The following is a 15,019-nucleotide window of genomic DNA, read 5'->3' as shown; positions in this document are numbered from 1 at the left end:
AATGAGCCGCGATGCGCAGCCTGCGAAGCCCATTGACACACCCGAGCGCCCCACCCGTGAAGAAGCCGAAGCCGCCGTTCGCGTATTACTGCGCTGGGCCGGTGACAACCCGCAGCGCGAAGGGCTGCTGGATACGCCAGCCCGGGTTGTTCGTTCTTATGAAGAATTTTTCGCGGGTTATTCAGTAGAGCCGCGCGAAATTTTGTCGCGCACGTTTTCAGAAGTCGAAGGCTACGACGAAATGATCGTGCTGAAAGATATCCGCTTCGAAAGCTATTGCGAGCATCACATGGTGCCGATCATCGGCCGCGCTCATGTGGCGTATCTGCCCGAACGACGGGTAGTGGGCATTTCAAAACTGGCACGGCTGGTAGATGCCTTTGCCAAGCGTCTGCAGATTCAGGAAAAAATGACCGTGCAGATTGCCGACGCGCTCAACGAAGTGCTTCAGCCCAAAGGCGTAGGCGTCATGCTCGAAGCGTCGCACCAGTGCATGTCGACGCGCGGCGTGCATAAAGCCGGAGTGGGCATGGTGACTTCGCGCATGCTCGGCACCTTCCGCACGGACGCCTCCACCCGGCGCGAATTTCTGGCGATTATCGGCAACCCGATCGCCATGAGCGTATCGAATACCTGAGCTCCCGCGACCATCCTGGGTGCCCTTGCCAACGCGCCCCGCACGGAATCCGTGCGGGGCGCGTTGTGCTTTGCTGGCCTCACAAGGCGGGCCGGTCGTTTGCAGCAAACCGCTGCAAACCCGCTACCTCAATCGCTATGGCTGCACTCTGGAAGAAACCGCATCGGCACGTTCACCCTCTCGAACCTTGCCTTGGGAAACACTGCTGCCCGGTGGCACGCTATGCGTCAGCCAGACATTGCCGCCAATCACCGAGCCCCGCCCGATAGTCACGCGCCCCAGGATGGTCGCCCCGGCATAGATCACCACATCGTCTTCGACCAGTGGATGGCGCGCATTGCCTTTTACCAGCGAGCCGTCGATATCAGCGGCAAAACTCTTTGCGCCTAGCGTCACGGCCTGATACACCCGCACCCGCTCGCCGATGATGGCGGTTTCGCCAATCACCACGCCGGTGCCGTGATCGATAAAAAAGCTCGGTCCGATCTGCGCCCCTGGGTGAATGTCGATCCCGGTTCCGGAATGCGCGATCTCATTGATAACGCGCGCCAGCAACGGCACGCCGAGCCGGTACAACGCATGCGCCATGCGGTGATGCGTCATTGCACAGATGCCGGGATAGCACAGCAAAATCTCCGTTATATGCTGCGCGGCCGGATCGCCAGCAAACGCCGCCTGAATATCGCTGACCAGCAACGCCCGGATATCAGGCAACTGCCGGCCAAATTCGCTGGCGATCGCATAGGCGTGCTCGCGCAATTCGGTTTCGGGCGTATCGGCATGCTCGGGTAAAAAGCGCAAGGCCCGCCGAATCTGTTCAGCCAGCAGACGCAGCGTGCTTTCCAGCGTATGGCCGACGTAGTAATCGACGGTTTCATCGGTCAGGCCAGGCGCGCCAAAGTGGGTGGGAAACAACGCCGCACGCAAGCCATTGATGATATTGGCCACAGCCTCGCGCGACGGTAGCTCACGAATCCCCCGTGGATGCCGCGTGCGGTGGAGCTCTTCACGCGAAGCACGCAGCGCAGCAACGATTGGCTCAAGGCCCCAATGATGGGAAGGTACGTTGGACATAGTCAGAACGACAACCGTGCGGGAACACGGCTCAGAGTGAAATGTCCCGAGAGATTACCGTGTTTCCCTAACCCCCGCGCGAAGGCCCACTCCGCTCCGTTGCCATGAACCCGATGAAGTTGAGCGCCGCGTTGATCTCGCAGCGATGGGCATTCGTCGGCCTTAAAACCAGCCGCTATTAACAAAACAGCCATAGATCAATACTCAAAATAAAAACCCTAATGAGATAAATTGATCTTATTAAAGAATAACCGTGAAACTCCCGCTGACAATCTGTCAGGTTAGCGTTTTTTTTAGCCTTTTTTGGAACGAAAGCGTCTCTTCTAAAACTTCACAAAATTACGACAGTTGAGCCCGATCTCGCTCTGTGCCTGGAACAAACAATGCTAGATTATTGCGATACAACAAAAGGATGACAAATACGAGGTGTTAGACGCTTAGACGTCGGCTATACCTGCAGCGTAGCCTGCTGCGACTTCAGAGAATAATAATGTCGCTAAATTTCATTGAGCAGATGTCTCCGATGCTCAACGCGACCGACGAAGCATCGTGGTTCGACGCGGTGACGCAGTTAGCAGCAACATGGGGATTCGATCAGGTTCTGGTGGCCATTCTGCCGCGCCCGGGCTTGCGCCTTGAAGACGCGTTCGTGCGCACGACCTATTCGGCATCGTGGCGGCAAGCCTATATCAAGCAGGGCCTGGCGCACATCGACCCAACCGTTCAGCATTGCGCGACCAAATCGAGCCCGCTGATCTGGTCACCGACGGTGTTTTCAACTTTGCCGCAGCAGTCAATGTATGAAGAAGCTCGCGCTCATGGCTTACGCGCAGGCATCACGCTGCCCATCCATGGCCCAAAGCAGGAAGCGGGCATGTTGTGTTTCGTCAGCGACAGCAACCCAACAGAAGAATTCTGGAATCATCTGGACAAGGCGCTACCAAATCTTGTTTTATTGCGTGATCTGATAATTGATAGCAGCCAGCAGCATTTAAATACGCACGCTCAGGCTTTATTACCCAAACTTACGCCGCGCGAACGCGAATGCCTTAAATGGACAGCGCGCGGTAAATCCACATGGGAAATTTCGCATATTCTGAATTGCTCGGAAGCCGTGGTTGACTTCCATATGAAAAATATCAGAACGAAATTCGGTGTGAATTCACGGCGCGCAGCTGCAGTAATTGCAACCCAGCTTGGACTTATCGACCCTGGCTGACCATTGAAGCTGGCCCCCAGCTATACAGCAACCGTTCAGCGCGACCAAGATCGCCATCGGAAACTGTTTTCGTAAAATACAAACCCAATAGAATTGAAACTGGAGCCGGGATTTCTGCGCCCGCTTCAAAACGGCTGCCGCGCGACTGCGTCACGCCAAAACGCGCCCAAAAGCGGCGCTGACTTTCTTTTTTCTTCTTCCTGTACTCGATGATTCGGGCGCGATCTACCGCGGCAGAGGACCTGTCCGAGGGTACGATGGGCATCACCCGGTTATGGGTGATCTCTTGCCGATGCATTTCTACTAATTCCATATAACCCTCGCCATTTAATTTAAGTGTGGTGTGTCTGTGTTTGGCTGCTCTCAGGGCGCATTCTGCTTGAGCCTTTCCGGCTGCACACCTACCCATGTGGATAGGTGTGCAAGTCACCCAAAATGCATAAATTTCTATGCGTGTCAGATCACTAACACGCACAGGAGAAAATGATGCAAACGGCTATCCGGATTGGCATGAGACAAGAATTCGACAATAACGACATTAATGAAATGTACCGGTTGCGAGCCCGGGTCTTTCAAGGTCGGCTTGGATGGGAAATTCCAATTATTTCCGGCATGGAAATTGATGGTTATGACGCGTTAGGGCCCTATTACATGCTAATTCAAAATGCCGCAAAAGAAGTAAGAGGTTGTTGGCGTTTAATGCCAACTGAAGGCCCTAATATGTTGAAAGACACTTTTCCGCAATTACTGCATGGCGCGGATGCCCCTAAAGCGCGCGATATCTGGGAATTAAGCCGCTTTGCCATTGAAGCCGAAGGCGATCATGGCTTTGGCTTCGCCGATCTGACCATTAATGCAATCCAGCAACTCGTCACCTTCGCTGATCGCATGAGCATTACGCGTTACGTCACCGTCACCACCATCGCCATCGAGCGCATGCTGCGTCGCACCGGGATCGAAGTCAGCCGGCTCGGGCCACCGGTGCAAATCGGCGTCGAACGAGCGGTCGCGCTCGATATCGCGGTCAGCCCGCAAACCCGCCTCGCGCTCTTCGGCCCAATGCCACTCGCCGCTTAACGCTGCATCTTCACTCCTGATCCATTAAGCTCCTGTCAGCAACCGCCGCGGCCATACCCATGGCCTGCGGCGGATTTTCTGGCCGAATCGGGGAGCTTTCCATGTACACACGCATTCTGGTTGCAGTCGATGGTAGTCACACCTCTCGCCGGGCATTCGCTGCGGCACTCGATCTCGCCCGCTCCATGGGCGCGCAGTTGCAACCGTTTTATGTGGTCGAGAACACCCCGGTGTATTTCGAAGCGCCGGGCTACGATCCCTCCATCCTGCGTAACAGCTTGCTCGCACAGGGCAAAGAGCTAGCCGCGCAATTTGGACAAAACATGCGTGAACAAGGGGTGGAAGGTGCGCTCGCCACCGGCGAGGCGTCGTCGCTGGAAGATGTGGCGACGGTTATCCTGCACGCCGCCGCGCAATTTGGCGCAGATTTGCTGGTGCTCGGCACGCATGGCCGGCGCGGTGTCCAGCGGCTGATACTCGGCAGCGTCGCAGAACGCTGTGTGCGTCAGGCTACGTTGCCGGTACTGCTGATTCCTGCTGCTGCGGCAGCCAGCGAAGAAGAAACGTCAGACAAGCCTGCGGTTGCCTGACTGAGCAGCAAGAGCAGAAAAAACAGAAAAACCCTCTGTCGGCAGCACTCGCTGCCGACACGCTGAGAAATATCCCCATCCCCGCTTACATCCAGGCTTACCGTAACGCCGGCAGTTGTCCAGCAACTGCGGCGGCGATGGCTACCCCATGAACGCACTTGCTCCTACCCGTGCTTGAGCCCATTGCCATTGAGGCAACAGACGGCGGCCTCTCTGCCGCCACCCGGCACTGGTTCAACGCATCAAGCAACGCATGTGCCCTCTTTCTTTCACCAGTCGTACCGGGCCGTCGCCAGCACCGTGCGCGGGTTGCCATAAAAGCAGGTCGCAGCGCTCTGGCAGCCGGTCACGAAGCGCCGGTTGAACAGGTTCGTGGCGTTTACCGCAAAGCGCCAGCTGCGCACGTCGTAATGCAGCGCCGCGTCATACACGGTGTAACCCGGCACGCTTAGCGAATTGTCCTGCCCGCCTGCGCTCGAACTCGAATAACGCAGGCCCAACCCTACCCCCAGCCCGCTCAGCACGCCGCTGTGCCAGGTCCAGTCGCCCCAGAGTGAGGCGCTCTGGCGCGGCAGCGGAATTGACACTGGCCAGTGGTTCAACGAGGCGTCGTTGGCGGCGATGTTCTTCACGTCCTGATACGCATATGACGCAATCAGGCTCAACTCCCGCGTGAGATTGCCAACCGCGCTGAATTCAATCCCGCGTGAGCGCACCTCGCCAGTCTGCACGCTAAACGTGCCGGTTGGATCGGTCGGGTCGGGCGTGGTCACGTTGGTCTGGTTGATCTGGTACAGCGCGGCATTCAGCATCAGGTTCTTGCTGAACGGCTGCCAGCGCAGACCAGCTTCAATCTGGCGGCCCCGGGAAGGCTTGAAAGGCGTGCCGCTTTGCGTCACGCCAAGTTGCGGATTGAACGAGGTGGCATAGCTGATGTAGGGCGAAAGACCGTAGTCACCGAGATAAACCGCTCCCACCCGGCCAGTAAACGCATGGTCGTCTTGCTGGGTTTGCGTGCCTGCGATCAGATCGTGAGTCGAGCTGCGGCTCCAGTCCTGACGGCCGCCCAGTGTCACTACCCAGCGTGGCGTGAGCTTGATCTGGTCTTGCAGATACAGGCCAAAGCTGTCGAGCGCTTGTTGGGTCGATGTCGGTGAATAGGCGTTGGGGCCGGAGAAGATCGCGGAGGTGACTGGCGTATAGACCGGGTTGAAGACGTTCAGGCTCGGTGCCAGCGCCAGTTGTTCGCTATCGGTGGATTGCTGGCGGTTGTATTCGAAACCCGCTAGCAAGGTGTGCTCGACCGTGCCGGTGCGGAATTTCGCTTGCGCCTGGTTATCTATGTCAAACCGGCTGTAGTTCGGCTGGAACAGGCCAGCGTAGCGCGTGATGCTCGCGTCGGTCGGGTCGGATGTATCGAGGCCGCCGCCATAGACCGTCGCGTTGTTCAGCGACAGATGCATGTAACGGGTGTTCTGGCGGAAGGTCCACACCGGGTCGAAATGATGTTCGAACTGGTAACCCACCGACCATTGGCGTTTGTCGTAACGGGCAAAGCTGGCTTCGCCTGTATACAAACGCTCCGAAATCGTGCCGTTCGGATTGGGCAGGATCGTGCCAGAAGCCGGCAGGAAGTTATCCGATACGTCAGCGTTATCGCGCAGGTAGGTCGCATAGACGGTCAGCGAGGTGTCAGCTGTCGGCTGCCATTTCACCGAAGGCGCAAGCAGCAGGCGCTGATCGGCATGTGGCCCGGTCGCCATGTTGCCATCACGCCCCACGCCAATGAAGCGGTAGGTCAGAGTGCCGTTCTGGTCAATCTTGCCGCCCAGATCAAGGCCGATCTGCTTGCGCGCGTCAGTGCCAAGCTGCAACTCGATTTCGCGCACGGCGTCGGCCGTCGGCTGTTTCGTCTGGATATCAACCAGCGAGCCGGGATCGCCCTGGCCATACAGCACCGAAGTGGGCCCGCGCAGCACGGTGATGCTTTCAACCTGATACGGATCGACCCGCCAACTGGCGAGGTTCATGGTGTTCGGCACTTGCAGGCCATCGACAAACACGCTGGGCGTGAAGCCGCGCAATGCGGTGTACCAGTCTGAGCGGGTGCTCGCGCCATACGAGGAAAACCCCGGCACATAGCGCAACGCCTGGTTGATCGTGGTCGCACCCTGCTGCTCGATCTGCTCGCTGGTCACGATATTGACGGTTTGCGGCACTTCATCGAGCGGCGTATCAGTTTTAGTGCCCGTGCGGGTGCGATGCGCCACGAGCCCAACCGTGCCGTCGTCATCCGCTGTTTCTTCTACCTTGATAACCGGCAGGGTGCTGCCGGGAGTGGCTTGGCTGACCTCCGTGCGGCGTGCTGTGTTTGCCTCGCTGCTACTGCTACTGCCGCTACCACTGCTACTGCCAGCGCTACTGCTACCACCACTGGTCTGCACGCTATTTTGCTGGGGCGCTGCTTGCGCGTTTGCATAGCTTGCCGCCAGCGTCAGAAACGTCAGGCTGACAGCCGCCGCTATCGCACGCGGGGGAAAGTTGCGCCTTTGCGTGCTGGTTACCCACTTCATTGCTTCACTCCGTTCACGATAAAAAAAGCGGCACCTCTGCGCCGCTGACGATCAACCGTTACAGCATCGCTGCGAGATGGGCTGCGCCGGCATGGCTCGCCGTGCAGCGCTGCGCGCTGCTTGCGGTTGCGCTCACCGCCTCATCCGCATCCAGCGACAGCGCGATTTCATCGGCACGGCGGGCCAGCACCGACAGCAAGGTGTCGCTCAAACCATGGCTGTCCTCGCAGCAGCCTTGCAGGTAAATCCGTGGCTGAAAATGCGCTGGTGTGACGAGCTGGTAGTCACGCGCTACATCGCATTGCTCGACCGTTTGCCCCAGCGCTGCGTCAAGGCCGTCCAGCAGCACGTGATGAGCGTCACGGCGGTAACCCGTGGCCAGCACGACGACATCGAAGTGCTCGCTGCTCACCGTATGGTTCAGACGGTCGCGCAGGCGCAGCGCCAGCACGCCACGGCTGTCGCCGCTGTCGTGCTGCACCGCTTCAAGCGCGCAGTTCGGCAACAGCCGGTGACGCGGCGACTGGCTCACGCTCTGCACATACAGCAGCTCGTAGATCTGCTCGATCAGCGGCCGGTCCACCACCGAGTAATTGGTATCGCGGAAGGTGTCGATCAGCGACTGGCGGGCATCTCTCGGCTGGGCATAGACCAGATCAGTAAAAGCCGGACTAAAGATTTCATTGACGAACGGACTGTCGTCGGCAGGCTTCAGCACGGGGGCGCGCATCACCAGGGTCGCATCCACTTGCGGATAGCGGCGCGTCAGGTCGATGAAAACCTCCGCTGCGCTCTGGCCGCTGCCAACCACCGCCACCCGCTGACGTCGCACCGGGTTGCCCAGGTACTGGTCGATCTCCGTCAGATAGCGCGATGAATGCAGCACCGGGGCTTCGCGCAGCGCCGCGAACGCGGGGGGGATCTGTGGCGTGCCACCCATCCCGACTGACAACGCGCGCGTCAAACGCTGCCGTTCGCGGCCGTCGGCGGCGCGCGAGAACACCCGCAACTGCGTCACCACTGAAGCATCGTGCGCCGCCATCACCGGCTCAATCGCGGTAACACGTTCGCCGTAATGCACCTGGTCGTCGAAGGCGTTCGCCACCCAGCGCAGATAGTCATGAAACTCAACCCGCGTCGGATAGAAATTCTTCAGGTTCACGAAGTCTTGCAGGCGGCCGCGCTCGAACAGGTAATTGATAAACGTGAACGGGCTTTTCGGGTCGCGCAGCGTCACCAGGTCTTTCAAAAACGAAATCTGCATCCGGCTGTCATCCAGCAGCATGCCGCGATGCCAGCCAAATTCGGCTTGGGCTTCGATAAAACAATGTGCCGCTGGCGCGGCGTTGCGACGCTCCGCCAGCCGTACGGCCAGCGCGAGGTTGGACGGGCCAAAGCCCACCCCAATCAAGTCATGAACCGGCTCTCGTTGAATCATGTAGCTCTCCCCTGATACGGCTAGCAAATCGTTTCTGGAATAGGCATGGCAATGGCTACGGCGGGTTATAGATGCGTGCCGCCGAAAAAATCTGCGCGTCTGGCACGCATCAGCCGGGCGCGTTTATGCGGGAAATCAAAGTGATGAAGCGCGGTGAAACCGTGCTGTGTCATGTAACCGATCATGCGGTCGTTGTCGTGGCGCGGTTCGCTGAACACGGCTTGCGTGCGCGGGTCGTCCAGAAACAGGTAATGCAGCAACGATGGCAGCCACGCGGCCACGCACCTTGGCCCGCGCCAGCGGGTATCGCCCACCAGCATGTGGATGCCACGGTCATAGGTGCCCGGTTCGGCAAACGGGGCAATCCGGTCTTCAATCGCCCAATAACCTTCGAAATAACCGAATGGTTCGCCATCAAAGGCACCGATCAGCGGATGCATATGCGGCGTGGCCAGCACCCGTGTGAGATACGCCTGCAACGCCAGGCGCGGCCCGGCTTCGCCCCAGAACGCGTTGACGCGCGGTTCGTTCATCCAGGCATGCAGGTGCTCGACGTCATCCGCCAACGTCGCGGTGCGCAAGGTGAAGCGGTGGCCAAAGGCGGGGATATCGCGGGTGTAGACGATGCCGGATGGGCGCGGCCGCTGCGACGACGGCAAAGCGGATGAGGACGGCGCATCTGCGCTCAGCAGGTTGTGGGCGTTAGCGGTGTTAGCGGTGTTAGCAGCGTTAGCGGTGTTGATTTCACTGGCGGCACTGGCAGGTGCCGTAACTGGGTGGGGCAGCCAGAGCAAGGCTTGCTGGGCCCAGGCCGCGCGCTGGCACAGGCCTGTCTCGCTCAACACGCCGCTGTGACGCAACGCGGCACGCGCCAGAGGCTGCAGGCCGGGGGCGACGAGCCGCACCGCAGACATCCCGGGCGCGTGAGCAAACACGCCGCTAAGTGCCGCGAGCACGGCACGTGGCTGAGCCTCGGACGAAATTCCGGTGCACCAGTCGCTCACGCTGAGGCCCTCTTCTTCGCTCAAACGAGCGCTAAGCACGATGCCATCGGCGCGCCCATCCTCGGCAACCCATAACGCCGCGCCTTCGCGCAGCACGGCCAGCGGCGGCGAGCCGCTCAGCAGCAGCGGCGCAAAGACCGGCTGCGGGGCTGTCATCGCGGCATGACTCGCAACATGACTCGCGGGATGACTCGCGGGATGACTCGCGGGATTACTCGCAGCATGACTCGCAGCATTACGACTGGACATCACGCACCTCCTCTGTTGCATGACCGCTGGCGGTGCTGGCCACGAGCCAGTGAGCGAGGCCTGCGAGCGTCTGATGCTGGAACACATCGGCAATCGACAGGCGATATCCCAACGCTTGCGCCGCATCGACCAGGCGCACCACATCGAATGAACTGGCTCCGGCTTCAAACAGATTCGCGTCGAGCGCCAGCGTGGCGCGGCCGAACACGCTCGCCGCGAGACGCTGTAACGCGCTGGCGGCTTGCTCCGCGTCTGGTGGCAGCGATGCCAGCACGGGCACAAGCACAGATGAAACATCGTTCGCATGTTCTGGCTGACGTTCAAACGGCAGTTCGAGCAGTGCCTGAGGTGCTTCGATGAAGCATGTTGTCAACGCCAGATAGGTCTGTAGCAACTGCTGCACGAATGCTTGATCAACCCGTTCACTGGCATAAGAAAACGCGCCGCTGACATGGCCGTCGGCATGTTCGACCAGATCGAGTTCGAGATCGAACACCACCCGGTGACGGACTTCTTCGTTAAAACCTTCCAGCGTCAGGCCGTCCCAGTCGCACGTGCTGCTGGTGCCTGGGCGCAAATAATTGAACATCACCTGAAACAGCGGATTGCCATGTGGCGTGCGTTCGGCGCGCACTGCTTGCACCACTTGGGCGAAGGGCGTCGCGGCGTGCGCGTAGGCCTCAAGCGCGGCATCGCGCACGGCTCTCAGGATGGCCTGTGGTTGCAGCGTTGACGGCATCACGGTGCGCACCACCACCGCGTTGATAAACAGCCCGAGGGTTTTGGCTTCACCGCTGTCGCGTAGCGAGGCCAGCACGCCTACGGCCTGGTCGCGCACGCCCGTGGCGTGTAGCAGCGCGGTATTCAGCACCGCATGCAACAGCATCGGCAAGGTTGCGTGGGCGCTGTGCGCCAGCGCTTTGGCGCGTTGCATCAGGCTGCTGTCGAAGCTAAAAGCGAAGCGGCCCGCCTGCCATTGCGGCGCGATGCTGGTGCTGGTGCTGGTGCTGGTGCTGGTGCTGGTGCTGGTGTTCGCGTTCACACGTGCCGAAAGCGGAAGCGGCAATGGCAACCGCGTCAGATCCGCCAGCGTGGTGCGCCAGAACTGCAAGTCATGGGCATGGTCATGAGCCTCATATCCGTCTAGTAAAGCCACCGGCTCTGCACGTGGCGTCACGGTCTCTGGTAGCGCGCCACTCAGCACGGCGTGGTACGCCTCGCGTAATTCGTCGAGCCAGGTTTCGAGCGACTGGCCATCGGCCACGATGTGATGAATCACCAGCGATAGCACGTAGTCCTGTGGCCCCAAGCACAGCACGCGCACGCGCCATAACGGCGCGGCGTAAAGATCGAATGGCGCTAGCGCGTCGGCATCCGTCAGGCGAGCCGCCTCGGCTTCGCGTTGCGCGAGCGATGGCAACGCCCGCAGGTCTACTCGGCCTAGCGCCAGCGTGCTAACTGCTTCGCGCTTTAGACGTGCGCCCTCGCCCGGCACGGGCACCAGACACGCCCGCAGCACCGGATGACGGCGCGCGCTGTGCTCGAACGCCGTTTGCAGCGCATCGAGCTTCAGCGGACCGCGCAAACGCAGCGCGAGTGGAATGTTGTAGGCGGCGCTTTCCGGCTGGTTGCGCCAGAGAAACCACAAGCCGCGTTGAGCCGCGCTCAGACGTACGCTGCCATCGGCATCGGCATCGGCATCGGTGTCGGCATAGGCCTCGTTCGCTGCCGCGTGCGGCACGGTTTGATCCGGCGCGGCCGAGCCAGCAGCAGAAGCCGTGAGCGATGCGGCAGCCCGCGCCACGCGTGGTGCTTGCATCACGTGCTGGGCATACAGGCTGAGCGTCGGCGCTTCGAACAGTGTCCGCACCGCGATCTGGTGCCCCAATCTGTCGGCCACGCGTGTGGCCACGCTCACTGCCGCGAGCGAATGCCCGCCTAGTTCAAAGAAATGATCGGCGCGGCCCACGCGCTCAAGCCCTAACACCTCACACCAGATATGCGCCAGCGCAGTTTCAGCACCAGCTGCGGGCGCGATAAAAGCCCGCTCGGCGCGCACTGGTGCGGGCAGCGCGGCGCGGTCGATCTTGCGGTTGGCGTTACGCGGTAGTGCCTCGAGCACCACGATCTGGCTCGGCACCATGTAGTCCGGCAGCGTGCAGCGCAGATGCGCCGCCAGCGTTTCACCATCGGTGCGTGAGACGCGCCGCGCGGCCTCCGCAGCCAGTTCGACATATGCCACCAGCAGCGCGTCGCTGCCGTTGCCGCGCACCAGCGCCACGGCATCGCGGACGTCAGCGTGCGCAGCGAGCCGCGCTTCGATCTCGCCCAGCTCGATGCGCAAACCGCGCAGCTTCACTTGGTGGTCGATGCGCCCAACAAACTCCAGCACGCCATCCATGCGCCGTCGCACGAGGTCGCCTGTTTGATACAGCCGGGCCCCTGGCGCACCAAACGGATCAGGCACAAAACGCTCGGCGGTCAACGCAGCACGCGCGTGATAGCCGCGCGCCACACCGGTGCCGCCCAGATAAAGCTCGCCCGTCACGCCAGGTGGCAGCGGCTGCCCCTGGGCATCCAGCACATGCGCGGTGCGCTCACCAACCGGCGTGCCAATCGGCAAATACGCAGCGTCGACACCCGAGGCATCGGCGTGCGCGTCGATCATCCATAGCAACGGGGTAATCACGGTCTCAGTTGGACCGTAACCGTTAACGATGCGCGTCTCTGGAAACGCACGGCGCAATGCAGCGAAGGCTTCACGTGAGGTGGCTTCGCCGCCGACAGTCAGCGAGCGCAGCGCGGGTGGCGCACCATGAACGCTGGCCCATTCGCCCATCTGCACCGCGTAACCCGGGGGAAACGCAGCCATCGTCACGCCTTCCAGCGCCATCGTCTGGCAGGTTTGCGCGGGCGACCAAAGCTCGTCATCGGTGATACGAATTGGAATGCCCACCGTCAGCGGTGCCATCCAGCATTCATGCGCGCCATCGAAATTGATCGACATGAAATGCAGCACCCGGTCATCGGCGCGCATGCCGTAACGGGCGACGATAGCGGCGCTGTGCATCGCCAGGGCGGCGTGTTCGACCACCACGCCTTTGGGCTTGCCGGTTGAGCCTGAGGTGTAAATCAGATACGCCGCCTGCGTCGCGCCAAAGTGCGCGGGCAATGGCGTGGCCTGGCTGGCAGCGGCGGTGCGGGAATTGACCTCGGCCTGAGCCTGAGCCTCCGCCTCAACGGCAAGCTCGGCATCGGCGTCCGTCAGCCAGACCCGGATGCCGGGGCGCAATGGCAGCTTCGGCACGTGGCGGCGTTGTGTAATCACTTGTTCAATGCCCGCGTCTTCGACGATATAGGCGAGGCGTTCGCGCGGATGAGTCGGGTCCAGCGGCACGAACGCGCCCCCTGCTTTCAGGATCGCCAGCAAGCCGATAAAGAGCTCCGTCGAGCGGCCAACTGCGATGCCAACCCGAGTCTCGGGCCGTACCCCGGCTGCCACCAGACGTTGAGCCAGGCGCTGAGCCCGGATCTCCAGCTCAGCTCGCGTCAGGCTGCCTTGCGCATCGCTCAGCGCCTGCGCCTCGGGCGCGGCTTGCGCGAGGTGCGCAATCTGTTCCTGCACCGTGAACCACGGCGCGTGATTGGGACGGTAGTGATTCCATGCATCAAGCTGCTGCCGTTGTGCGGGACTGATCCAGTCGAGTTCGCCGATCCGGGTCTCTGGCTGCGCCAGGGCATGGCTCACGAGCTGGGTGTACTGGGCCGCAATCTGCTCGATGGCTTCGGCCTCGAATAAATCAGTGGCATAGACCAGCGTGGCGTCCAGTGCGCCGTCTTCGCGTTCTTCCAGCCCCAGGCTCAGATCGAACTTGGCGTAAGGAGCGCCAACCGGCATCTCCGTCACCTGCACCTCGCCCAGCGCAGGCAACGCGCGCCGCACGGCATACGTGGCCATCACCTGAAACAGCGGGTGGTGGCTGGCGCTGCGGGTCACGCCCAGCGCTTCGACGATCTGCTCGAATGGCACGTCCTGGTGCGACTGGCCTTCCACCAGTGCCTGCTGTACGGCCTGCACCAACGCCCGGAAGCTCATCTGCGGCGTCACCGCCACGCTGATGACTAGCGTATTCACAAAGAAACCAATCAGCCCGACGGTCTCGGGCCGCTCGCGGTTGGCGGCGGGCACGCCAATCTGGATCTGGCGCTCGCCGGTGGCACGGGCCAGCCATGCATGCAACGCGGCCAGCAGCACGGCGAACGGCGTCGCGCGCTGCGCCTCGGCCAGCGTTCGCACCTGGCTAACAGCGGTAGCTTCGAAGGCAAAGTAGTGACGGCCGCCTCTGGCGCTGCGCTGCGTTGGCCGAGGGGCGCTGGCGGGCAACGCGGGCACGCCCGCTTGCGGATCCAGCCGGGTGCGCCAGTACGCGAGCTGGCGCTCGCCCTCGCCTGCGCTTAACCAGCGGCGCTGCCATAGCGCGTAGTCGGCGTACTGCACCGCCAGCGGTGCCAGCGTCACGGGCGTGCGCTGTGTATACGCGTGATAGAACCGCGCGAGTTCTTCGAGCAACACCTCCATCGACCAGCCATCAGCTGCGATGTGATGCAGCGTCAGCACCAGCCAGTGCGCGCTCGCGCTGAGGCGCACCAGATGCACGCGCAGCATCGGGTCATGCGCCAGATCGAAAGGCTGTGCCAGATCAGTGGCGGCGGCCTGACGCGCGGCCAGGTCACGCTGGGCCAGTGGCACCTGGCTCACATCGGTGCTGCGCCAGGGGCAGCGCACCGGTGCCTGGATGCACTGCTCAACACTGCCGTCAGGGTTGGCTGCGAAGGTCGTGCGCAACGCTTCGTGACGCGCCACCAGCGCATCGAACGCGTAGCGCAGCGCATTGAGCTCAAGCGGGCCATCCAGCTTCAGTTGGCCTGTGATGTGATACGCCGCCGCTTCATCGACGATGCGCGCGTGCAGCCATAAACGGCTCTGGGCGAACGAAGCAGGCACTGGCAACGCACGTGCCGCCCGCGGCGGGATCGGCAGCAGGCGAAAGTCGATCCCTGCTGCGTCGAGCTTTTGCATAAACAGCGCGCGCTGGGTCTCGGGCAACTGTGCGAAGCGGCTGGCCAGCGCCAGCAAATCAGGGGTGTTTTTCATGCA

10 protein-coding genes are annotated in these 15,019 nt (G+C 61.3%); 4 read left to right on the top strand and 6 right to left on the bottom strand.

All coding sequences use genetic code 11. The annotated features are described in order from the left end of the window. The first annotated feature begins 1 nt into the window (after position 1). Positions 2-637 carry a GTP cyclohydrolase I FolE gene (gene folE / locus GH656_RS14445; RefSeq protein WP_153076772.1) on the top strand — a complete coding sequence of 212 codons (636 nt, stop codon included), beginning with the start codon at positions 2-4 and terminating at the stop codon, positions 635-637. A 135-nt stretch (positions 638-772) separates the two neighbouring features. On the opposite strand, the gene epsC is transcribed toward folE, so the two are convergent. Then, positions 773-1,711: a serine O-acetyltransferase EpsC gene (gene epsC, locus GH656_RS14440; protein ID WP_153076771.1), complete on the bottom strand. Its 939-nt coding sequence runs from the start codon at positions 1,709-1,711 to the stop codon at positions 773-775. A 514-nt stretch (positions 1,712-2,225) separates the two neighbouring features. Here epsC and GH656_RS14435 point away from each other — a divergent pair. After that, positions 2,226-2,930 carry a helix-turn-helix transcriptional regulator gene (locus GH656_RS14435; RefSeq protein ID WP_174769792.1) on the top strand — a complete coding sequence of 235 codons (705 nt, stop codon included), beginning with the start codon at positions 2,226-2,228 and terminating at the stop codon, positions 2,928-2,930. Here GH656_RS14435 and GH656_RS14430 read toward each other — a convergent pair. Further along, positions 2,914-3,243: a helix-turn-helix domain-containing protein gene (locus GH656_RS14430; RefSeq protein WP_174769791.1), complete on the bottom strand. Its 330-nt coding sequence runs from the start codon at positions 3,241-3,243 to the stop codon at positions 2,914-2,916. The two genes, GH656_RS14435 and GH656_RS14430, sit on opposite strands and share 17 nt — an antisense overlap. 173 nt (positions 3,244-3,416) lie before the next feature. Here GH656_RS14430 and GH656_RS14425 point away from each other — a divergent pair, with 173 nt between their 5' ends. Together GH656_RS14425 and GH656_RS14420 are read left to right on the top strand one after the other, a co-directional pair. Continuing rightward, the gene (locus GH656_RS14425; protein WP_153077336.1) at positions 3,417-4,007 is read left to right on the top strand and encodes an acyl-homoserine-lactone synthase; all 591 of its coding nucleotides are present in this window, start codon (positions 3,417-3,419) and stop codon (positions 4,005-4,007) included. Positions 4,008-4,108: 101 nt separating this feature from the next. After that, positions 4,109-4,597, top strand: a complete 489-nt coding sequence (locus GH656_RS14420) for a universal stress protein (protein ID WP_153076769.1) — start codon at positions 4,109-4,111, stop codon at positions 4,595-4,597. Positions 4,598-4,866: 269 nt separating this feature from the next. Here GH656_RS14420 and GH656_RS14415 read toward each other — a convergent pair whose 3' ends face one another. The 4 genes from GH656_RS14415 to GH656_RS14400 all read right to left on the bottom strand — a co-directional run bounded on the left by GH656_RS14415 (position 4,867) and on the right by GH656_RS14400 (position 15,016). Beyond that, entirely contained in the window at positions 4,867-7,170 is a 2,304-nt protein-coding gene (locus GH656_RS14415; RefSeq protein WP_174769790.1) for a TonB-dependent siderophore receptor, read from the bottom strand. Between the two features lie 58 nt (positions 7,171-7,228). Then, on the bottom strand, positions 7,229-8,605 hold the full coding sequence (locus GH656_RS14410; RefSeq protein WP_174769825.1) for a lysine N(6)-hydroxylase/L-ornithine N(5)-oxygenase family protein: 1,377 nt from the start codon (positions 8,603-8,605) through the stop codon (positions 7,229-7,231). A 68-nt stretch (positions 8,606-8,673) separates the two neighbouring features. Then, positions 8,674-9,861, bottom strand: coding sequence for a GNAT family N-acetyltransferase (locus GH656_RS14405; RefSeq protein ID WP_246184319.1), 1,188 nt, complete (start codon positions 9,859-9,861; stop codon positions 8,674-8,676). After that, a complete protein-coding gene (locus GH656_RS14400; RefSeq protein ID WP_153076767.1) occupies positions 9,848-15,016 on the bottom strand; it encodes a non-ribosomal peptide synthetase in 5,169 nt (1,722 codons plus the stop codon). The genes GH656_RS14405 and GH656_RS14400 overlap by 14 nt, the downstream gene beginning before the upstream one ends. Positions 15,017-15,019 lie beyond the last annotated feature (3 nt).

It is taken from the genome of Paraburkholderia bonniea (assembly GCF_009455625.1).
Classification (GTDB): Bacteria; Pseudomonadota; Gammaproteobacteria; order Burkholderiales; family Burkholderiaceae; genus Paraburkholderia; species Paraburkholderia bonniea.
Note: the sequence above shows the minus strand (reverse complement) of the source record. Positions and strands in the feature narration are given on the sequence as shown.